The organism is Pseudomonas sp. 05N432 (assembly GCF_056396945.1).
In genome coordinates this window covers 101,240-121,825 of record NZ_JBFTMM010000009.1, presented here as the reverse complement: position 1 = coordinate 121,825, position 20,586 = coordinate 101,240, and the positions used below count along the sequence as shown (strand labels likewise).

Genomic DNA, 20,586 nt, shown 5'->3' with positions numbered 1-20,586 from the left:
GGGCGACTGAGCCTCGCTCCGTCTAACGGAGTGTTTATGGTAGTCAAAGTCCTGGTGGTGGATGATTCTGGTTTTTTCCGCCGCCGCGTCTCGGAAATTCTTTCAGCAGATCCGAGTATCCAGGTTGTCGGCACGGCGACCAACGGTAAAGAGGCGATCGATCAGGCCCTGGCCCTCAAGCCAGACGTGATCACCATGGACTACGAGATGCCGATGATGGATGGCATCACAGCGGTGCGGCACATCATGCAGCGCTGTCCTACCCCGGTTTTGATGTTCTCCTCGCTGACGCACGAAGGCGCTCGGGTCACTCTCGATGCACTGGATGCCGGCGCGGTGGACTTCCTGCCGAAGAATTTCGAAGATATCTCGCGCAATCCCGAGAAGGTCAAGCAACTGCTGTGCGAAAAGGTTCACAGCATTTCGCGCAGTAACCGTCGTTTCAGCGCCTACAGCGCTCCGGCTCCAGCCGCCGCGCCAGCCCCGGCACCGGCCCCGTCGAGTTTCGGCAGCAGTGCGCCGGCGCCTGTGCGTCCGGCCCCGACGCCGATTCCTGCGCGTGCGCCGGTTGCCAGCACATCGTCGCCGGCACCGAAACGCAAAGCCTACAAACTGGTTGCCATTGGTACGTCAACCGGCGGCCCGGTTGCATTGCAGCGGGTGCTGACACAGCTGCCGGCAAACTTTCCGGCGCCGATCGTGCTGATCCAGCACATGCCGGCGGCCTTCACCAAGGCTTTCGCCGAGCGTTTGGACAAACTCTGCCGCATCAGCGTCAAGGAAGCCGAGGATGGTGACATCCTGCGTCCGGGCCTGGCCTTGCTGGCACCGGGTGGCAAGCAAATGATGATCGACGGCCGTGGCGCGGTGAAAATCCTCCCGGGCGACGAGCGTCTGAACTACAAGCCGTGCGTGGATATCACCTTCGGTTCGGCGGCCAAGTCCTACGGCGACAAAGTTCTGGCGGTGGTCCTGACCGGCATGGGCGCCGACGGTCGCGAAGGCGCGCGTCTGCTCAAGCAGGGCGGYAGCGCGGTCTGGGCCCAGGATGAAGCCAGTTGCGTGATCTACGGCATGCCGATGGCGATCGTCAAAGCCGATCTGGCTGACGCGATCTACGGCCTCGACGATATTGGCAAGCACCTGGCCGAGGCGTGCATCTGATGGATGTCTTAAGCCTCATCGGGATCATCATGGCGTTCATCGCCATTATTGGTGGCAACTACCTGGAAGGCGGTCATCTCGGTGCCTTGGCCAACGGCCCGGCAGCATTGATCGTGCTTGGCGGGACCATTGGCGCTGCGCTGTTGCAGTCGCCGATGAGTGCCTTCAAGCGCGCCATGCAGATTCTTCGCTGGATCCTCTTTCCGCCTCGCGTCGACTTGGCGGGCGGCATCGACCGAGTGGTCAACTGGAGCCTCACCGCGCGCAAGGAAGGTTTGCTCGGTCTTGAAGGGGTGGCGGACAGCGAACCGGACAGCTACTCCCGTAAAGGCTTGCAACTGCTGGTCGACGGCGCTGAGCCCGAGTCGATTCGCAGCATTCTGGAAGTGGATTTCTACACCCAGGAAAGCCGTGACATCGAAGCCGCCAAAGTCTTTGAAAGCATGGGCGGCTATGCGCCGACCATCGGTATCATCGGTGCGGTCATGGGCCTGATTCATGTGATGGGCAACCTGGGTGATCCGTCGCAACTGGGCAGCGGCATTGCCGTGGCCTTCGTCGCGACCATCTACGGTGTGGCCAGTGCCAACCTGGTGCTGTTGCCGATTGCCAGCAAGCTCAAGTCCATCGCGTTGCGGCAGTCGCGTTATCGCGAAATGTTGCTGGAAGGTATTTTGTCGATCGCCGAAGGTGAAAACCCACGCTCCATCGAGTTGAAGCTTCAGGGCTTCATGGACTAAGGGAATAACCTCATGGCTCGTCGTCGCCAGCATGATGAACACGTCAACCACGAGCGCTGGCTGGTGTCCTACGCGGACTTCATCACACTGCTGTTCGCCTTTTTCGTGGTGATGTACTCCATCTCTTCGATCAACGAAGGCAAGTACAAGGAAATTTCCGAAGCGCTGGTCGGGGTCTTTACCAACTCTGACCATGCCCTCAAGCCGATCCCTATCGGCGACGAGCGTCCGAAGACGGTCACCCCGGCCAAACCGCTGGTCAAGGACAGCGAGCAGATCGATGCCGGCATCGCCCAGGCCAGCAAGGATCCGCTCAAGAGCATTGCCGATGACATCAGTGCGGCGTTTGGCGATTTGATCAGCTCCAATCAGATGACCGTGCGTGGCAACGAGTTGTGGGTCGAGATCGAACTCAACTCCAGCCTGTTGTTCGGCAGCGGCGATGCCATGCCCAGCGATATCGCGTTCAACATCATCGACAAGGTCGCGGCCATTCTGAAGCCGTTCGACAACCCGATTCACGTTGAAGGTTTCACCGACGATCAACCGATCCGCACGGCGCAGTACCCGACCAACTGGGAGCTGTCCTCGGCCCGCTCGGCGAGCATCGTGCGCATGCTTGCCATGCAAGGTGTCAACCCCGGGCGTCTGGCCTCGGTGGGGTACGGCGAATTCCAGCCAGTGGCCAATAACGCGACCGCCGAAGGGCGTGCGCGTAACCGGCGCGTGGTGTTGGTGGTGTCGCGAAATCTCGATGTACGCCGCAGCCTGACCGGTACCGGAACCGCTAATGCAAAACCGGACGCCGCGTTGAAGCGTGCTGGCACACAAACTGCACCGACGACTATCAAGTCGCCGGGACACGAGAGTGCCGTCAATTCTCCGTCACCCGGCTTATAACGTTGAGCTATTTCTCGGTTGTGTTGATTCGACCGGGAGGAACAATCTGAATGAGAGTCTGGGCAGTTGCCAATCAAAAGGGTGGTGTCGGTAAAACCACTTCCTCCATCGCTTTAGCCGGTTTGCTGGCTGAGGCGGGCAAGCGCGTGGTTGTGGTCGATCTCGACCCGCACGGCTCCATGACCAGCTACTTCGGTTACGACCCTGACAGCTTGGAACACAGCAGCTACGACCTGTTTCTGCACAAGGGCAGCGTGCCGCAAGGCTTGCCCGGGCAGCTGTTGCTGCCGACCAGCGACGAACGTATTTCCCTGTTGCCGTCGAGCACCGCGCTCGCCACCCTCGAGCGCCAGTCGCCGGGGCAGAGTGGCCTGGGCCTGGTGATCGCCAAGAGCCTGGCGCAATTGTGGCAGGACTTCGATTACGCGTTGATCGACAGCCCACCGTTGCTTGGTGTGCTGATGGTCAATGCCTTGGCGGCCAGCCAGCAGCTGGTGATCCCGGTGCAGACCGAGCACCTGGCGGTGAAAGGTCTGGAGCGCATGGTCAACACCTTGGCGATGATCAACCGTTCACGTAAACAGGCGCTGCCGTTCAGCATCGTGCCGACCCTGTTCGACCGTCGCACCCAAGCCTCGCTGGGAACCTTGCGGGTGCTGCGCGACATGTACCCGGAAGAAATCTGGCAAGGCTACATCCCGGTCGATACCCGACTGCGTGACGCCAGCCGTGCCGGCCTGACTCCTTCGCAGTTCGACGGCAAAAGCCGTGGAGTGCTGGCTTATCGTGCGTTGCTCAAACACTTGCTGGCCCAACAACTTGTTCCGCAGGTGGCTTGAGGTGAATCTTTTCTCTGCCGGGGTGGGGTGCCAATGAGCCGGCCAGTAAAAATTACCAGCCGACCACAACTGGCGTTGCAGTCCTATCTGGATGCGTTGTTGCAAGACGCGACCGAGGAGTGGTCGTCAGAAGTCGAGGTGTTACCCGAGGTTGTAGAAGTCGTCGAGGTCGTCGAAGCCATTGAGGCGCAAGGCGCACTGGACGAGTTCCAGGCGGCGGTGCTCGAAGAGCAGGCTCGCGATGCACAAAAGCCAGCGGTTGCACCTCCCGTTGTAGCGCCGGTTGCCGAGGCGCCCGTTGTCGTGCCGGTACTGGAAGCACCGGCACCGATTCTGGCGCCGGTTTCAACGGTCGCTCCCTTGCTCAAGGCGCTGGTTGAGCCAGTGGTTGAAGTCCATCTGCCGCCGAGCAACACGCCACCGCCGGTGGTCGGCGATGACCGGCCAAGCTGGGCTGCCGAACCGTTTGAATGCCTGTTGTTCGACGTCGCCGGTTTGACCCTCGCCGTGCCGCTGGTGTGCCTCGGTTCGATTTACTCGTTGGCCGGTCATGAGCTGACGCCGTTGTTCGGTCAGCCGGAATGGTTCCTCGGGATTCTGCCAAGCCAGGCCGGCAACCTGAAGGTGCTGGATACCGCACGCTGGGTCATGCCCGATCGTTATCGCGATGACTTCCGCCAGGGCCTGCAATACGTGATCTCGGTTCAGGGCTACGAGTGGGGGCTGGCGGTGCATCAGGTCAGCCGCTCGTTGCGCCTGGACCCGAATGAAATCAAATGGCGCAGCCATCGGGGCCAACGGCCATGGCTGGCCGGGACGGTGATCGAGCACATGTGTGCGTTGCTGGATGTCTCGGAGCTGGCGGAGTTGATCGCCAGCGGTGGTGCCAAGCACATGGGCGGCGGCAAGCCGGCCCACAAACCTACATAACAAGCAGCTGGCCGCATACACAGTGCGGCCGGGCAGAACACACACCGCCACAGGCGGTTTTTCGAGGGGTCAGGGTATGAATGATAAGGCGTCGTCTGCAAAGGGTTCCGAAGATCCGATCCTGCAATGGGTAACCTTCAAGCTGGACAATGAAACCTACGGCATCAACGTGATGCGCGTTCAGGAAGTCCTGCGCTATACCGAAATTGCTCCGGTTCCGGGTGCGCCAAGCTACGTGCTGGGCATCATCAACCTGCGTGGCAATGTAGTGACTGTCATCGACACCCGCCAGCGCTTCGGCCTGGGCACTGTCGAAGTCAGCGACAACACCCGTATCGTGATCATCGAAGCCGACAAGCAAGTGGTCGGGATCATGGTCGACAGCGTGGCCGAAGTGGTTTATCTGCGTCAGTCCGAGATCGAAACCGCACCTAACGTCGGTAACGAAGAATCGGCCAAGTTCATCCAGGGCGTGTGCAACAAGAACAACGAGTTGCTGATCCTGGTCGAGCTGGACAAGATGATGAGCGAAGAAGAGTGGTCGGAACTGGAGAGTATCTGATTGATTCTCGAGGTTGCTGTCATTGTACTGGGGCTCCTGTGGGCAGGAACCCTGGCGATGTTCCTGGCTTACACGCGCAAACAGCGAGAGCTGGCAGCGCTGCAAGCCCAGGGCGATGCGTTGCGAGATCAGCGCATCAAGGACCTGGCCAAGCGCGTCGACGACTACCAGAACGGTAACGTGCGCATGGGTGAAGACCTGCATGAACTGCGTGCGGTGGTCGGCCCCTTGCCGGACAAGCTGGCCCAGCTTGAGCAGCGCGACCCGTCGAGCCTGTCATTCGCCCAGGCAGCCCGCCTGGTGGGGATGGGCGCCAGCGTCGACGAATTGACCCAGTCCTGCGGCCTGACCCAGGCAGAGGCGGAGTTGATGAGCAAGTTGCACAAGAACTGATTTTTGCGATTGGGCTGAGATTGCCATCGCGAGCAGGCTCGCTCCCACAATGAATTGGCGGCGTTCACACATTTTGTGTCCACCACCGATCCCTTGTGGGAGCGAGCCTGCTCGCGATGGCGTCCTCGAAGTCTCAGTAATCCTCCCCGCGTTCTGTCACATCCCGCTCCACTATCGTCTCCTCAGAACCAAACCCTTGCGGAAACTTGCCCTTCAGTTTCCACGCAAACGCAATAATCTCGGCAATCGTGCGGTAGAGCTCTTCAGGGATGCTTTCACCCAACTCCATCCTCGCCAGTAACTTCACCAGCTCGGCATTCTCATAAATCGGCACTTCATAGTCGCGGGCGATCTTCAGAATCGCTTCGGCCAGTTCGTCATCGCCTTTGGCGGTGAGCGTTGGGGCGCGGCTGCCGTCGTATTTGAGGGCGATGGCCTGGCGCGGTGGCGTGGGGTTGTTCATGCGGTTTCGTCGACCCAGCGTTGTTCGAGACGGGTTTGATTGCCTTGGGGCGGTGTACCGAGGTGGCAGTTCAGGTCGCCCACATTCAGGCCCGATGCCAGCAGCTGCGCGCGCAAGCCATCCAGGTTGCTCTCGATCAGGCTGGCGGTATAAGGCCGTTCGGCCCAGAGCTGGCTGGAGAGTTTGCCCTGGGCCAGCTGTGCCTGGATCTGCAACGGCCCGAGCGGTTCCATGTCGAACGCCAGCTCGACTCGCCAGAGCCGTTGTTTCGGCTCGCGCTCGACGGATTTCTCGTGTTGTTCCTTCTCGGGGGTGTCCTCGCGTTGAAACTTGACCTGCAACGGCACGATGTCTTGCAGGTTACGCATGGGGATTTCCAGCTGCCAGGTGGTTTGCAGCTTGCCATCCTCGGTCATGCCGGTCTGTTCCAGGCTCGACAACTGATGGCTCTGCAGGCGCGAAACGGCTGCGGCGGCCAGGCGCAGCAAATGCTCCAGATCGCCTTCACCTTCCAGGCTTTGCAGCAACCGCGAGGGCAGGGGGAAGTTGCTCGGCTGCGGTTTGGCGCTGACCTGCCCGAGGGTGCCGAGGGCACTGCGGACAAAGCTTGGTAGCACCTGGGCCAGGGTGTTGGCGGCGATGACTGCGTTGAAACTGGTATTGGCCGGCAGGTCGGGGGCCAATTGTGCGATCAATCGCAGCAAATTGCCTTTCAGGTCCGGTGTCAGGGCCGGGTTCTGTCCGGTGAGCAGTTTGCTTTCCAGAAACAGCCCGCTGTTGACCAGCGCCTGCGCCAAACCTTTGGGGGTGCTCAGTTGCTGAACGTCTGGCAGGTCGGCGAGCAGTTTGTCGACGGCGGCGCGCAGGTCGTCGGCGGTGGTGTCGGAGGCTGGCAGGTTTTGCAGGGCATCGATCAGCCCGCTCAATGAGCCTTGGCGACTTTGCTGGGCCAGCAGTTGTTGACTCACCGCCAGTTGCTCCTGACGACTGGCCAGTGGCACGAAGCTCAGGCTTTGCGCGCCCTGGACCAAGGCGCTGAGCAGGCTGCCGATACGTAACGGCTGCGGGCTGTCGATGCTCAGGGTGCTGCCACTGAGCGCGGTATTGAGCACACTCACCAGCGAGCGATAGACCGCCGGCTGCCCCGGTGTTTGCGGCATCAGCTGGGTCGTCAGGACTTTACCTTGCAGCAAGGTGCCGACCGGCAGTTGTGAGGTGTCGAGACGGGTGAGGGTGGCGATGTTGGAGGCGATGGCCTGTTGCACAGTAATCGCCAGACTGCCGGCTGAAGGTTGGCTGACCGTCAGGTTGGTACCTTGAGGCAGAGGCTGGTTGCTGGTGGCTTGCACGGTGGTCTGACGGCCACTGTCCAGAGTGACCTTGAGCAGCAGCTGGAAAGTCTGGTCGTTCTGTTTGAGCGACAGCACTTCAGCGCTGGCGCTTTGGCCCGCGGCGATCAAACCTTCCACCGGGGTCTGCAACTTGAGCAGCTCACCACCGACCACGAGCGGGCGCGAGGTGGCCGGCGTCATCGCGGGCAGTGGAAGGATGTTCATGTCGCCGGTCATCAAGTCACACCCTGTCGAAATTGCCCTCTTGAGAGTAGGACATGACATGTATAATGCCGCCCGTCTTCGGGAGGCGTGTCAAAAACATCGCAATTGTTTGACGCAGCTCTCTAGAACAGGCCGTCAATGCATCTATGCTGCATCACTTTAACGGCCGCTCCATTGCCGACTTGAACCGTAAAGGCCCGTGATCTCTTGACCAGCCCTCTACTAGAAGCCGTAGCGCTCGCCTGTGAGCGAGACTGGCGGATGCTCTTCGAAAACCTCGAGTTGCGTCTGGGCCGCGGTGACATGTTGCAGATCAGCGGCCCCAACGGCAGCGGCAAGACCAGCCTGCTGCGCCTGCTTGCCGGTTTGATGCAGCCGACCAGTGGCCAGGTATTGCTCAACGGCCAGCCATTGAACACGCAACGCCCGGAGCTGGCCCACAACCTGTTGTGGATCGGCCATGCCGCCGGAATCAAGGACCTGCTGACCCCTGAAGAGAACCTCAGCTGGCTGTGCGCGTTGCATCAGCCGGCGACGCACGAGGCGATCTGGCAGGCGCTGGCAGCGGTAGGACTGCGCGGTTTCGAAGATGTTCCTTGTCACACCCTGTCCGCGGGTCAACAACGTCGCGTGGCCCTGGCCCGCTTGTATCTGGACAGCCCGGCGTTGTGGATTCTCGACGAACCATTTACCGCGCTGGATAAACAAGGCGTCGCCCAGTTGGAAGAACACCTGGCCGCACACTGCGAGCGAGGCGGCATGGTGATTCTGACTACTCACCATACGTTGACCCGGATGCCGGCCGGTTACCGCGACATCGATCTGGGGCAGTGGGCCGTATGAGTGTTTTTGCACTGTTGGTCGCCCGTGAGGCGCGTTTGTTGTGTCGTCGTCCTGCCGAGCTTGTCAACCCTCTCGTGTTCTTCGCCATCGTTGTCTCAATGTTTCCATTGGCGGTCGGACCTGAGACACAATTGTTGCAAACCTTGTCACCGGGGCTGGTCTGGGTCGCGGCCCTTTTATCGGTTCTGCTCTCGCTGGACGGGCTTTTCCGCAGTGATTTCGAGGACGGATCCCTTGAACAGTGGGTCCTTTCGTCGCACCCCTTGCCTCTTCTGGTTTTGGCAAAGGTGCTGGCACACTGGGCGTTTTCCGGCTTGGCACTGGTGTTGCTTGCCCCGTTATTGGCGTTGATGCTCGGTTTGCCTGCCGCCTGTCTGCCGGTTTTGCTCTTGTCGCTGTTGCTCGGTACACCGGTATTGAGCTTGCTCGGTGCGGTGGGCGCGGCGCTGACGGTCGGATTGAAGCGCGGCGGTTTGTTGCTGGCGTTGTTGATTCTGCCGTTGTACATCCCGGTGTTGATTCTCGGCAGTGGCGCCTTGCAGGCAGCCTTGCAGGGTATGCCGGCAACCGGTTATTTGCTGTGGCTTGGTAGCCTGACCGCCCTGGCGATAACCCTGACACCCTTTGCAATAGCCGCTGGCCTGAAGATCAGCGTCGGCGAATAATGAGGTCTGGTTAAATTTTAACCAGTAAAGACCCTGGTTCTTTGTGATGGCGAAGAACAACCGTGATGGAAACAGCAATGAACTGGACCTGGTTTCATAAGCTCGGCTCGCCCAAATGGTTTTACGGCATCAGCGGCAAACTGCTGCCCTGGCTGAGTGTCGCGGCGTTGCTGCTGATCGGCGTCGGCGTGGTCTGGGGCCTGGCCTTCGCGCCGCCGGACTACCAGCAAGGCAACAGCTTTCGAATCATCTACATTCACGTACCGGCCGCCATGCTGGCGCAGTCCTGCTACGTGATGCTGGCGGTCTGCGGCATTGTCGGGCTGGTGTGGAAGATGAAACTGGCGGACGTCGCCCTGCAATGTGCAGCGCCGATCGGTGCCTGGATGACCGCCGTGGCGCTGGTCACCGGAGCGATCTGGGGCAAACCGACCTGGGGTTCGTGGTGGGTCTGGGATGCACGACTTACGTCCATGCTGATTCTGCTGTTTCTGTACTTCGGTCTCATTGCACTGGGCAACGCCATCAGCAATCGTGACAGCGCGGCCAAGGCCTGCGCGGTGCTGGCGATTGTCGGCGTGATCAACATCCCGATCATCAAGTACTCGGTGGAGTGGTGGAACACCCTGCATCAGGGCGCCACCTTCAGCCTCACCGAAAAACCGGCAATGCCGGCCGAAATGTGGCTGCCGTTGCTGCTGACGGTGCTGGGTTTCTACTGTTTCTTCGGCGCCGTGCTGTTGCTGCGCATGCGCCTTGAAGTGCTCAAGCGCGAAGCCCGTGCCAGCTGGGTCAAGGCCGAAGTACAAAACAGCCTGGAGGCCGCGTAATGAGTTTTGCTTCATTCGGCGACTTCCTCGCCATGGGCCATCACGGTCTTTATGTCTGGTCGGCTTATGGCATCTGCCTGGCGGTACTGGCTCTCAACGTGGCTGCGCCGATCCTGGCCCGCAAGCGTTACCTGCAACAAGAGGCGCGCCGTCTGCGCCGGGAGAACAGCAAGTGAATCCGCTGCGTAAAAAGCGTCTTGTCATTATTTTCGCGATCCTGGTCGGTGTCGGCGCAGCTGTCGGCCTGGCCCTCAGTGCCTTGCAGCAGAACATCAACCTCTTTTACACACCGACCCAGATCGCCAATGGCGAAGCCCCGCAAGACACGCGCATTCGTGCTGGCGGCATGGTCGAGAAGGGCTCGCTGCAACGCTCCGGCGATTCGCTGGACGTGAAATTCATCGTCACCGACTTCAACAAATCCGTGACCATCACCTACCGCGGCATCCTTCCGGACCTGTTCCGCGAAGGGCAGGGCATCGTTGCGCTGGGCAAACTGAATGCAGACGGCGTGGTGGTGGCTGACGAAGTGCTGGCCAAGCACGACGAGAAATACATGCCGCCGGAAGTGACCAAGGCGCTCAAAGACAGTGGTCAATCCGCTCCAACACCCGCGAAGGAGGGTTGATCCATGACCTCAGGCATCTTCATTCCCGAGTTGGGCCATCTGGCGATGATTCTCGCCCTGTGCTTTGCCGTCGTTCAGGCCACCGTGCCGTTGCTCGGTGCCTGGCGCGGTGACCGCATGTGGATGGGCCTGGCCCAGCCAGCGGCCTGGGGCCAGTTCACCTTTCTGCTGTTCGCCTTCGGCTGCCTGACCTACGCCTTCATGACCGATGACTTTTCGGTGGGGTATGTCGCCAACAACTCCAACAGCGCCTTGCCGTGGTACTACAAATTCAGCGCGGTGTGGGGCGCCCACGAAGGTTCCTTGCTGCTCTGGGCCTTGATTCTCGGCGGCTGGACCTTCGCCGTGTCGATCTTCTCCCGGCAACTGCCGCAGGTCATGCTGGCTCGCGTGCTGGCGGTGATGGGCATGATCAGCACCGGTTTCCTGCTGTTCCTGATTCTCACCTCGAACCCGTTCGCACGGGTTCTGCCGCAGATTCCCACTGACGGTCATGACCTCAACCCGTTGCTGCAAGACATTGGCCTGATCGTTCACCCGCCGATGCTCTACATGGGCTATGTCGGTTTCTCGGTGGCGTTCGCCTTTGCGATTGCGGCCTTGCTTGGCGGTCGACTGGATGCGGCGTGGGCTCGTTGGTCGCGGCCCTGGACCATCGTCGCCTGGGCTTTCCTCGGTATCGGCATCACCCTCGGCTCCTGGTGGGCCTACTACGAACTCGGCTGGGGCGGCTGGTGGTTCTGGGACCCGGTGGAAAACGCCTCGTTCATGCCTTGGCTGGTCGGTACGGCGCTGATTCACTCGTTGGCGGTGACTGAAAAACGCGGTGTGTTCAAAAGCTGGACTGTGTTGCTGGCCATTGCCGCGTTCTCGCTGAGCCTGCTGGGGACCTTCCTGGTGCGTTCCGGTGTGCTGACCTCGGTGCACGCGTTTGCCTCGGACCCTGCGCGGGGCGTGTTCATCCTGATTTTCCTGCTGTTTGTGGTTGGCGGTTCGCTGACGCTGTTCGCCCTGCGCGCGCCGGTAGTCAAGAGCCATGTCGGCTTCAACCTGTGGTCGCGTGAAACCCTGCTGCTGGGCAATAACCTGGTGCTGGTAGTCGCGGCTTCGATGATTCTGCTCGGTACCTTGTATCCGCTGGTGCTCGATGCCCTGAGCGGCGCCAAGATGTCGGTCGGCCCGCCGTATTTCAATGCGTTGTTCATTCCGTTGATGGCGTTGCTGATGGTGGTGATGGCCGTCGGTGTGCTGGTGCGCTGGAAAGACACGCCGGTGAAATGGCTGATGAACATGCTGACTCCGGTGTTGCTCGGCAGCGCTGCTTTGGCGGTCGTCGCCGGGATCGCTTATGGCGACTTCAACTGGGCCGTGCTGGCGACCTTCATGCTTGCGGCCTGGGTGTTGCTGGCCGGTGTGCGTGACATTTTCGACAAGACCCGCAACAAGGGCCTGATCAAAGGCCTGCCGAGCCTGAGCCGCAGCTATTGGGGCATGCAGGTTGCGCACCTGGGTATCGCGGTGTGCGCCTTGGGTGTGGTGCTTTCGAGCCAGAACAGCGCTGAGCGCGATTTGCGCCTGGCACCGGGCGAGTCGATGGACCTTGCCGGTTATCACTTCATTTTCGAGGGCGCCAAGCACTTCGAAGGACCGAACTTCACCTCCGACAAAGGCACTATCCGGGTGATCCGGTCGGGCAAGGAAGTCGCGGTGCTGCACCCGGAAAAGCGTCTGTACACCGTACAGAACTCCATGATGACCGAAGCCGGCATCGATGCCGGTTTCACCCGCGATCTGTACGTGGCGCTCGGCGAGCCGCTGGAGAATGGCGCCTGGGCCGTGCGCGTGCACGTCAAACCATTCGTGCGCTGGATCTGGTTCGGCGGTTTGCTGACAGGTTTCGGTGGGTTGCTGGCGGCGCTGGATCGTCGTTATCGGGTCAAGGTGAAAAGTCGCGTGCGTGAAGCGCTGGGCATGACGGGAGCCACTGCATGAGACGTTGGTTAATGGTGTTGCCACTGGCGCTGTTTCTGGTGGTGGCGGTGTTTCTTTACCGGGGCCTCTACCTGGACCCGGCCGAGCTGCCCTCGGCGATGATCGGCAAGCCGTTCCCCGAGTTTTCCCTGCCGGCCGTGCAAGGCGACAAGACCCTGACCCGTGCTGATCTGCTGGGCAAACCGGCATTGGTCAACGTCTGGGGCACCTGGTGCATTTCCTGCCGGGTTGAACACCCGGTGCTGAACAAGCTGGCCCAGCAGGGCGTGGTGATTTATGGCGTCAACTACAAGGACATCAATACCGATGCCTTGAAGTGGCTGGTCGAGTTCCACAACCCATACCTGCTGGATATCCGTGACGAGGCGGGCTCCCTGGGCTTGAACCTCGGCGTTTACGGCGCTCCGGAAACCTTCTTCATCGACGCCAAAGGCATCATCCGCGACAAGTACGTCGGGGTGATCGACGAAGTGGTCTGGCGCGAAAAACTGGCGGCCAAGTATCAGGCGCTGGTCGATGAGGCCAAGCCATGAAGCGCTGGATTGCTGCCGCCGTACTCGGCCTGAGCATGGCGGGTGTCGCTCACGCGGCCATCGACACTTACGTGTTCGCCAATGACGCCGAGCGCGAGCGTTTTCACGAACTGACCAAAGAACTGCGTTGCCCCAAGTGCCAGAATCAGGACATTGCCGATTCCAACGCACCGATTGCCGCTGACCTGCGCAAAGAGATTTTCCGCATGCTCGGCGAGGGCAAGGACAACCAGCAGATCATCGACTTCATGGTCGACCGCTATGGCGACTTCGTGCGCTACAAGCCAGCCCTGAACGGCAAGACCGCGCTGCTGTGGTTTGGTCCGGCCGGGTTGTTGCTCGGTGGCGTGCTGGTGATCGCCTTGATCGTCCGTCGCCGTCGTGCCGAGCGCACGGCAGGTCAAGACACGCTTTCTGTTGATGAGCGCAAGCGCCTCGACCAACTGTTGGATAACACCAAGAATGATTGATTTCTGGCTTGCTGCAGGTCTGCTTCTACTGGTTGCCCTGAGTTTCTTGTTGATCCCGGTTCTGCGTGGCCGTCGGGCCCAGCGTGAAGAGGATCGTACCGCGCTGAACGTGGCGCTTTATCAGGAACGCGTGGCTGAGTTACAGGCTCAGCAGGCCGAAGGCGTGCTTGATGCGACACAAATGAGCGCCGGCCGTGACGAAGCGGCTCGTGAGCTGCTGGCCGATACCGAAGGTGCCGACACGGGCCGGGTTTCTCGTCTGGGCAAGCCGTTGCCTCTGCTGGCAGCGATCCTGGTGCCGGTGTTGGGCCTGGGGCTGTACCTGCATTTCGGCGCCAGTGACAAGGTCGAATTGACCCGCGAATTCGCCCAGGCACCGCAATCGATGGAAGAGATGACCCGTCGTCTCGAACGCGCTGTGGCGGCGCAACCGGATTCGGCCGAAGGCCTGTATTTCCTGGGTCGTACCTACATGGCTCAGGACCGCCCAGCGGACGCTGCGAAGATCTTCGAGCGCACCGTGGCATTGGCTGGCCGTCAGCCTGAATTGCTCGGCCAATGGGCCCAGGCGCAGTACTTTGCCGACAACAAAAAGTGGTCGGAGAAGATCCAGGCGCTGACCGACGAAGCACTGAAGGCCGATCCTAAAGAAGTCACCAGCCTTGGATTGTTGGGCATCGCGGCTTTCGAAGGCGAGCGTTATCAGGAGGCCATCGACTACTGGGGGCGTCTGTTGGCTCAACTGCCACCCGAAGACAACTCGCGCAGCGCGCTGGAAGGTGGCATTGCACGGGCAACCGAAAAACTGCAAGCGAGCGGCGGTACTGTCGCCAAGACGCCTGTCGTAGCGGCCAAGCCGGTAGCGCTGCTGAAAGTGACGGTTGATCTGGCGGCGAACGTGAAAGCCAAGGTACAGCCAGGTGACAGTGTGTTCATTTTCGCTCGCGCCACTTCAGGCCCTCCGGCGCCATTGGCAGCCAAGCGCCTGACCGTTGCCGACCTGCCAGCGACCATTGAGCTGGGCGATGCCGACGCAATGATGCCGCAATTGAAACTGTCGAACTTTCCTGAAGTCCAACTGGTCGCGCGCGTATCTCGTGCCGGCCAGCCGACTGCCGGTGAGTGGGTCGGTCGCAGCGAGCCTTTGGCCAGCAGCACTACCGCGCCGCAACAATTGACCATCGACAGCCCAGACAAATAATCAGGAATCCGCTATGACCGCCATCGCTCGTATCACCCTGCTCAGTCTAGTCTTGGGGTTAAGTGCATGTGCGGTCCAGCCGCCGTCACATGAAGAGCGGTTGCCGCCCATTCCGTCATCGTACCCAGGCAGCAAACCGACGACCGCCCCTGGCAAACCGGTGACCCCAAACAAACCTGGCAAACCGCAGCCGCGCACCTCGGCAAGCTTTGCCCCACCGCCGGGCGGCAACAGCCATTGGGATGCGAAACTCGGCGTCTACGTTCTCGACAACCAGACCGACACCTTCTACCGCCAGCGCACCTACTACCGCTGGAACAACGGCTGGAGTCGCAGCATCAGCCCGAACGGTCCGTGGGAAGAGATCGACATCCATGGCGTACCGCCAGGATTGGGCAAGCAATACAGTCAGTAACGAAAACGGCGACCCAAGGGTCGCCGTTTTGCATTGTGCGCCAGGCGTGGCATGCAGGTTGAAACTGGCACGAATAGTGATTACTCATTGGTTGACGATTGTTGAACAATCTTGAGGCGATGAGTATGAGCAGCGGACTGTCCCTGGCTGACCACATCACACTGGAGTTGCGTGCCGACATCATTGGCGGTCGTTTGCTACCAGGCCGGGCGTTGGTGGAAGGCGATCTGGTGATTGCCTACAACGCCTCGCGCAATACCATCCGCGAAGCGCTGCACCGCTTGGGGCAGGAGGGCCTGACCCTTTATGTCCGAAATAAAGGCGTGATGGTTCGCCAGCTCGGCGCCGATCAGGTGCGCGACCTGTTTCAGGTCCGACGCACGCTGGAGCTACAGGCCATCAGCGCCAGCCGACCGCTGCGCGAATACCAATCCGATCACATGATCGACGCCATTGAAGCCGCGCAGTTGGCCCGCGAGCGTGAAGACTGGCGGGCTGTCGGCACCCACAGCCTGCGTTTTCACCAACACATTGTCGGTTTGTTACGCAGCCCGCTGTTCGATGAATTCTTTACCAATGTCGTTGCGCAACTGCGCCTGGTGTTCAGTGCGGCACCTGACGAGTCCCGCTTCCAGGCGCCCTGGCTTGAGCGCGACCGGCACATTCACGACTTGCTGGTCGAGGGCGACAAGCCCGGCGCTTACGACGCCTTGAGCGACTATCTCGACGATTCCGAACAGCAATTGCTTGAGTTGTTCAACCATCCTTCCCGTCATTGATCGAGGACTCATGCCATGTACAAAGACTATCCCGCGGCTTATCAGGTCAGTAAGGGTTCGGCGTTGCAGATCGATAAAGCCTTCTACGAGCGGATCCGCGATACACCGGCCGCGCGCACGCTGATCGAGCAATTTGAAGTGCCGATCCGCACCGGCCGCGCCTGGCACGTCCCGGCGGGGCATGTGTTTCGTGTGACCACACCCGTGGGCCCGCAAGTGGGAGACTTCAACGTCTGGAATGCCAACGACCCGCGCGAGCGGCTGTGGGCTGCGCGGACCCGGCAATTGCAGGGGGCTCATGTCAGCACCCATGACCGGCTGTGGTCGAACCTGCCTTTTCTGCGGCCGCTGGTGACCATCACCGACGACAGCCTGGCCAACTATGGCATCGACGAACACGGCGGACGTCTGCACGATCTGCTGGGCACGCGCTGCGATCCCTATGTGAACAAAATGCTCACCGGCGAGGACTTCCATCACCATTGCCATTCGAACCTGACCCGCGCCGTGTTACCTCACGGTCTGACCGAGTTCGACGTGCATGACGTGCTGAACATCTTTCAGTGCACGGGGCTCAACCACGACGATATGTATTTCATGAAGGCCTGCCCGGCGCAGAAGGGCGATTATCTGGAGTTCTTCGCCGAGATCGATCTGCTGTGTGCATTGTCGACCTGCCCGGGGGGCGATTTGTCGCTGCCGATGTGGGGGCCGAATGCGCAGGACCCGTTGAGCGTCTGCCGGCCTTTGGGCGTGGAAATCTATCGTTTGGAGGAAACGTTGCTCGACGGCTGGAGCCAGCCTGAGCGGGCCGCGTACAAGGGGATGCACGGCTTGCATATCGCCAAAGCCGAGTGGGAGAAGTAGAGAAGTTTTTGTGGCGTGGGAGCAAGCTCCCTCGCCACAGTTCAGTCAACGATCTTTCGCATCCTTGGCGTCCGCTTCGGCGTTGCGCTCAGCGACGCGTTTACGTTGTTCGTCGGTCAATTCCACTTTGTTCGCAGTGTCGCGCAGCAACATCAAGCCACCGACGATCGATCCGATAGCAACCACCAGAATCAACCAGGCATACCAGGGCATAGGGTTCTCCTTCAGGACAGGTGTTGGCGCGAATGGTTTCGCGTCAACGCCGTGCCTATCCATTTTGAGTCACGGCGTTTCTCTATGGTTCCATTCTAGGCCTGTTCTGCCTGGGGCACCTCATCAAAGACCGGTCAGCATCGCATCTGCCGGTGCATCGGCACGCAATTGCGCTGTCAGCAGGAAGTAGACAAAACCGACCGCCATGAAGCCGAGGAAGATCGCCCCGATCAGCGCGTTGAACCAGGCCATCGCCACCAGGCACACCACCGCCAATGCCAGGGCGGTCGCCGGTATCAGTGGGTAGCCGGGCGCACGGAAAGTCCGTTCCAGGTTCGGTTCGGTTTTACGCAGTTTGAACAGGCTCAGCATGCTCATGATGTACATCACGATAGCGCCGAATACCGCCATGGTGATCATCGCGGCGGTCAGGGTCATGCCACTGAGGTTGATCAGCCCGTCGCTGTAAATGGCCGCGATGCCGATCAGGCCGCCAGCGATGATTGCCCGGTGCGGGGTCTGGAAGCGCGACAGCTTGGCCAGGTAGGCCGGCAGGTATCCGGCGCGGGCGAGGGCGAAGAACTGTCGCGAATAGCCAAGGATGATCCCGTGGAAGCTCGCCACCAGCCCGAACAGGCCAATCCACACCAGCATGTGCAGCCAGCCGGAGCTTTCACCGACCACGGCTTTCATCGCTTGCGGCAACGGATCGTTGATGTTCGCCAGGGTCCGCCAGTCACCCACGCCACCGGCAAAGAACATCACGCCCATGGCCAGCAATACCAGGGTCAGAATGCCGCTGATGTAGGCCTTGGGAATCGTCCGTTTCGGGTCCTTGGCTTCTTCGGCGGCCATGGCCGCACCTTCGATGGCGAGGAAGAACCAGATAGCGAAGGGAATCGCCGCGAACATCCCGGCGATGGCCGGTCCACCGAATGCATCGGAGCCGGCCCAACCATTGAGGGCGAAATTGCTGAAGCTGAATGCCGGGGCAACCACGCCCATGAAGACCAGCAACTCGATGACTGCCAGCACACACACCACCAGTTCGAAGGTCGCCGCCAGTTTTACCCCGAGGATGTTCAGGCCCATGAATACGATGTAGGCGCCGACCGCTGCATGTTTCGGGTCGAGGGCGGGGAACTGCACGTTGAGATAAGCGCCAATGGCCAGGGCAATGGCCGGAGGTGCGAAGACGAACTCGATCAACGTCGCCAGGCCGGCGATCAGTCCGCCTTTTTCGCCAAAGGCGCGGCGACTGTAGGCGAAAGGGCCGCCGGCGTGCGGGATCGCCGTAGTCAATTCGGTGAAGCTGAAAATGAAGCAGGTGTACAGGGTCGCGACCATGAACGAGGTCACCAGAAAGCCGAGCGTTCCGGCTACACCCCAGCCGTAACTCCAGCCAAAGTACTCGCCGGAAATCACCAGCCCGACCGCGATCCCCCATAAATGCAGCGTGCCCAACGTCGGTTTGAGTTGTGTGTTCATGCGTTTCTCCCGCAGCGGATTGGAAAGCCCGGGGGAGGGCGTGTGCAGTGGGCGCCAGTTGGGGGCGTGGGCACCTGTTCTGCCGTCATCGCGAGCAGGCTCGCTCCCACAGGAGTTCGACGTTGCATGGACGATGGCATTCCAATTGTGGGAGCGAGCCTGCTCGCGATGACTCCCGCCAGACCACCACTGTAATCCCCGCATAAACCCACTCTTTACGCTTTCTTTATGCCGCACCCAACCCCTCGGTCTCGTTCCTTTACAGCCTTCCTGCGGACAATTGCGCCACACGCGGCAGTTGCCGTACGACGGAGAAATTCCATGAGTGTTCTGGACGGGGTGTCCCTGCTGTTGGCGGTGGGACTGTTCATTTATCTGTTGGTTGCGCTGTTGCGCGCGGATCAGCACTAGGAGCGGCTATGCACAGTTATGACTATTGGCTGATCCTCGCGTTCTTCGCCGTGGTGCTGATTCCGGCACCGTTCCTGGGAAGGTTCTACTACAAGGTGATGGAAGGCCAGCGCACCTGGCTGACGCCGATCCTCGGGCCTGTGGAACGCGGCTGTTATCGCGTGGCCGGGGTCGACCCGCAGAGCGAACAGAGTTGGCAGAAATACACCCTGGCGTTGCTCGCATTTAACCTCGCGGGCTTTTTGCTGTTGTTCGCGATCCTGTTGTTTCAGGACTACTTGCCACTCAACCCGCAGAATCTGCCGGGCCAGGAGTGGACGCAGGCGTTCAACACTGCCGTCAGCTTCATGACCAACACCAACTGGCAGTCCTACAGCGGTGAGGCGACCCTGAGCTATCTGAGCCAGATGATCGGCCTCACCGTGCAGAACTTCGTCAGCGCCGCCACCGGCCTGGCTGTTCTGGTTGCCTTGTGTCGCGGCATCGGTCGCAAATCGGCGCAAACCCTCGGTAACTTCTGGGTCGACATGACCCGCGCCACCCTCTACGGACTGCTGCCGCTGTGCCTGTTGCTGGCGCTGTTCCTGGTCTGGCAGGGCGTGCCACAAACCTTCGCTCATTACGTGAATGCRCTGACGATGCAGGGCGTGGATCAAGTGATCCCACTGGGTCCTGCCGCCAGCCAGATTGCGATCAAGCAATTGGGTACCAACGGCGGTGGCTTCTTCGGCGTCAACTCGGCGCACCCGTTCGAGAACCCGACGGCCTGGAGCAACCTGTTCGAAGTCACGTCGATCATCCTGATCCCGGTGGCGCTGGTGTTCACCTTCGGCCATTACGTCAAGGACCTGCGTCAGAGCCGGGCGATCATCGCCTGCATGCTCGCGCTGTTCCTGATCGGTGGCGCGGTGTCGCTGTGGGCTGAATACCAGCCGAACCCGACCCTGAACAATGTTGCGGTCGAACAGGCTGCACCGCTGGAAGGCAAGGAAGCACGCTTCGGTACCACCGCGACCGTGCTCTGGTCGGTGACCACCACCGCAGCCTCCAACGGCTCGGTCAACGGTATGCATGACAGCCTCAACCCGCTGAGCGGCATGGTCGCGCTGATCAACATGATGGTCGGCGAAGTGATCTTCGGCGGCGTCGGCGCCGGTCTCTACGGCATGTTGCTCAACGTGCTGATCGCGGTGTTCCTCGCCGGTCTGATGATCGGACGTACACCGGAATACCTCGGCAAGAAACTGCAAGCCAAGGAAGTCCAGTTGCTGGTGGTGACCTTGCTGGTGATGCCGATCGGCGTGCTGGTACTGGGTGCCATTGCGGCGAGCCTGCCTGGCCCTGCGGGAACCATCAGCAACCCCGGCCCCCACGGTTTCAGCCAGTTGCTGTACGCCTACACCTCCGCCAGCGCCAACAACGGTTCGGCATTCGGCGGCCTGAACGCCAATACGCCCTTCCATAACCTGATGCTGGGCCTGGGCATGTTGATCGGGCGCTTCGGCTACATCCTCCCGGTACTGGCCCTGGCCGGCAGCCTGGCGATGAAGAAAACCGCACCGATTGGCCAGAACAGCTTCCCGACCCATGGTCCGCTGTTCGTGACATTGCTGACGGTGACCATTTTGCTGGTGGGGGGCCTGACCTTCCTGCCGACCCTGGCGTTGGGGCCTATCGCTGAACACTTGAGCCTGGGCTTCTGAG

Annotated in this window: 25 protein-coding genes; 21 read left to right on the top strand and 4 right to left on the bottom strand. The window is 60.6% G+C overall.

Annotated features, from left to right (window positions below; translation table 11 throughout):
- Positions 1-36 precede the first annotated feature (36 nt).
- The 7 genes from AC1DHT_RS11875 to AC1DHT_RS11845 all read left to right on the top strand — a co-directional run bounded on the left by AC1DHT_RS11875 (position 37) and on the right by AC1DHT_RS11845 (position 5,528).
- Positions 37-1,164: a protein-glutamate methylesterase/protein-glutamine glutaminase gene (locus tag AC1DHT_RS11875; RefSeq protein WP_427539031.1), complete on the top strand. Its 1,128-nt coding sequence runs from the start codon at positions 37-39 to the stop codon at positions 1,162-1,164.
- Positions 1,164-1,904: a flagellar motor protein gene (locus tag AC1DHT_RS11870; protein WP_054596304.1), complete on the top strand. Its 741-nt coding sequence runs from the start codon at positions 1,164-1,166 to the stop codon at positions 1,902-1,904. The genes AC1DHT_RS11875 and AC1DHT_RS11870 overlap by 1 nt, the downstream gene beginning before the upstream one ends.
- 12 nt (positions 1,905-1,916) lie before the next feature.
- On the top strand, positions 1,917-2,804 hold the full coding sequence (gene motD, locus AC1DHT_RS11865; protein WP_427539028.1) for a flagellar motor protein MotD: 888 nt from the start codon (positions 1,917-1,919) through the stop codon (positions 2,802-2,804).
- A gap of 50 nt (positions 2,805-2,854) precedes the next feature.
- Entirely contained in the window at positions 2,855-3,643 is a 789-nt protein-coding gene (locus tag AC1DHT_RS11860) for a ParA family protein (RefSeq protein ID WP_054596306.1), read from the top strand.
- Between the two features lie 33 nt (positions 3,644-3,676).
- The gene (locus tag AC1DHT_RS11855; RefSeq protein WP_427539024.1) at positions 3,677-4,573 is read left to right on the top strand and encodes a CheW domain-containing protein; all 897 of its coding nucleotides are present in this window, start codon (positions 3,677-3,679) and stop codon (positions 4,571-4,573) included.
- A gap of 76 nt (positions 4,574-4,649) precedes the next feature.
- Positions 4,650-5,135 carry a chemotaxis protein CheW gene (locus AC1DHT_RS11850; protein WP_019692361.1) on the top strand — a complete coding sequence of 162 codons (486 nt, stop codon included), beginning with the start codon at positions 4,650-4,652 and terminating at the stop codon, positions 5,133-5,135.
- Positions 5,136-5,528, top strand: a complete 393-nt coding sequence (locus AC1DHT_RS11845; RefSeq protein ID WP_427539021.1) for a DUF2802 domain-containing protein — start codon at positions 5,136-5,138, stop codon at positions 5,526-5,528.
- A gap of 133 nt (positions 5,529-5,661) precedes the next feature.
- On the opposite strand, the gene AC1DHT_RS11840 is transcribed toward AC1DHT_RS11845, so the two are convergent.
- Positions 5,662-5,991: an EscU/YscU/HrcU family type III secretion system export apparatus switch protein gene (locus AC1DHT_RS11840; RefSeq protein WP_427539018.1), complete on the bottom strand. Its 330-nt coding sequence runs from the start codon at positions 5,989-5,991 to the stop codon at positions 5,662-5,664.
- Positions 5,988-7,559 carry a flagellar hook-length control protein FliK gene (gene fliK, locus AC1DHT_RS11835; RefSeq protein ID WP_427539015.1) on the bottom strand — a complete coding sequence of 524 codons (1,572 nt, stop codon included), beginning with the start codon at positions 7,557-7,559 and terminating at the stop codon, positions 5,988-5,990. The genes AC1DHT_RS11840 and fliK overlap by 4 nt, the downstream gene beginning before the upstream one ends.
- A 249-nt stretch (positions 7,560-7,808) precedes the next feature.
- Between fliK and ccmA the strand changes: the two genes are divergently transcribed.
- From ccmA to AC1DHT_RS11775, 12 genes are all read left to right on the top strand, one after another.
- On the top strand, positions 7,809-8,390 hold the full coding sequence (gene ccmA, locus AC1DHT_RS11830; RefSeq protein ID WP_427539012.1) for a cytochrome c biogenesis heme-transporting ATPase CcmA: 582 nt from the start codon (positions 7,809-7,811) through the stop codon (positions 8,388-8,390).
- Positions 8,387-9,055 carry a heme exporter protein CcmB gene (gene ccmB / locus AC1DHT_RS11825; protein WP_427539009.1) on the top strand — a complete coding sequence of 223 codons (669 nt, stop codon included), beginning with the start codon at positions 8,387-8,389 and terminating at the stop codon, positions 9,053-9,055. The genes ccmA and ccmB overlap by 4 nt, the downstream gene beginning before the upstream one ends.
- A gap of 77 nt (positions 9,056-9,132) precedes the next feature.
- Complete coding sequence (locus AC1DHT_RS11820) at positions 9,133-9,885, top strand: heme ABC transporter permease (RefSeq protein ID WP_054596312.1); 753 nt, start codon at positions 9,133-9,135, stop codon at positions 9,883-9,885.
- Positions 9,885-10,061 carry a heme exporter protein CcmD gene (ccmD, locus tag AC1DHT_RS11815; RefSeq protein WP_019692354.1) on the top strand — a complete coding sequence of 59 codons (177 nt, stop codon included), beginning with the start codon at positions 9,885-9,887 and terminating at the stop codon, positions 10,059-10,061. The genes AC1DHT_RS11820 and ccmD overlap by 1 nt, the downstream gene beginning before the upstream one ends.
- Positions 10,058-10,513: a cytochrome c maturation protein CcmE gene (ccmE, locus tag AC1DHT_RS11810; protein WP_427529977.1), complete on the top strand. Its 456-nt coding sequence runs from the start codon at positions 10,058-10,060 to the stop codon at positions 10,511-10,513. Before ccmD ends, ccmE begins: the two co-directional genes overlap by 4 nt.
- A gap of 3 nt (positions 10,514-10,516) precedes the next feature.
- Positions 10,517-12,505: a heme lyase CcmF/NrfE family subunit gene (locus AC1DHT_RS11805; RefSeq protein ID WP_427539005.1), complete on the top strand. Its 1,989-nt coding sequence runs from the start codon at positions 10,517-10,519 to the stop codon at positions 12,503-12,505.
- Positions 12,502-13,038, top strand: coding sequence for a DsbE family thiol:disulfide interchange protein (locus AC1DHT_RS11800; RefSeq protein ID WP_019692351.1), 537 nt, complete (start codon positions 12,502-12,504; stop codon positions 13,036-13,038). Before AC1DHT_RS11805 ends, AC1DHT_RS11800 begins: the two co-directional genes overlap by 4 nt.
- Positions 13,035-13,508, top strand: a complete 474-nt coding sequence (locus AC1DHT_RS11795; RefSeq protein WP_427539001.1) for a cytochrome c-type biogenesis protein — start codon at positions 13,035-13,037, stop codon at positions 13,506-13,508. The genes AC1DHT_RS11800 and AC1DHT_RS11795 overlap by 4 nt, the downstream gene beginning before the upstream one ends.
- Positions 13,501-14,709 carry a c-type cytochrome biogenesis protein CcmI gene (gene ccmI / locus AC1DHT_RS11790; protein WP_427538998.1) on the top strand — a complete coding sequence of 403 codons (1,209 nt, stop codon included), beginning with the start codon at positions 13,501-13,503 and terminating at the stop codon, positions 14,707-14,709. The genes AC1DHT_RS11795 and ccmI overlap by 8 nt, the downstream gene beginning before the upstream one ends.
- 13 nt (positions 14,710-14,722) lie before the next feature.
- Positions 14,723-15,124, top strand: coding sequence for a hypothetical protein (locus tag AC1DHT_RS11785; RefSeq protein WP_427529987.1), 402 nt, complete (start codon positions 14,723-14,725; stop codon positions 15,122-15,124).
- A 125-nt stretch (positions 15,125-15,249) separates the two neighbouring features.
- Positions 15,250-15,903: a GntR family transcriptional regulator gene (locus AC1DHT_RS11780; protein ID WP_427538995.1), complete on the top strand. Its 654-nt coding sequence runs from the start codon at positions 15,250-15,252 to the stop codon at positions 15,901-15,903.
- A gap of 15 nt (positions 15,904-15,918) precedes the next feature.
- Positions 15,919-16,770: an urea carboxylase-associated family protein gene (locus tag AC1DHT_RS11775; RefSeq protein ID WP_427538992.1), complete on the top strand. Its 852-nt coding sequence runs from the start codon at positions 15,919-15,921 to the stop codon at positions 16,768-16,770.
- 45 nt (positions 16,771-16,815) lie between these two features.
- On the opposite strand, the gene AC1DHT_RS11770 is transcribed toward AC1DHT_RS11775, so the two are convergent.
- Entirely contained in the window at positions 16,816-16,983 is a 168-nt protein-coding gene (locus AC1DHT_RS11770) for a DUF2897 family protein (RefSeq protein WP_427538990.1), read from the bottom strand.
- Positions 16,984-17,106: 123 nt separating this feature from the next.
- Positions 17,107-18,471: an ethanolamine permease gene (gene eat / locus AC1DHT_RS11765; protein ID WP_427538987.1), complete on the bottom strand. Its 1,365-nt coding sequence runs from the start codon at positions 18,469-18,471 to the stop codon at positions 17,107-17,109.
- A 321-nt stretch (positions 18,472-18,792) separates the two neighbouring features.
- Between eat and kdpF the strand changes: the two genes are divergently transcribed.
- Positions 18,793-18,882: a K(+)-transporting ATPase subunit F gene (kdpF, locus tag AC1DHT_RS11760; RefSeq protein WP_019692955.1), complete on the top strand. Its 90-nt coding sequence runs from the start codon at positions 18,793-18,795 to the stop codon at positions 18,880-18,882.
- A gap of 8 nt (positions 18,883-18,890) precedes the next feature.
- Positions 18,891-20,585: a potassium-transporting ATPase subunit KdpA gene (gene kdpA, locus AC1DHT_RS11755; RefSeq protein ID WP_427538984.1), complete on the top strand. Its 1,695-nt coding sequence runs from the start codon at positions 18,891-18,893 to the stop codon at positions 20,583-20,585.
- The last annotated feature ends 1 nt before the right edge of the window (position 20,586 follow it).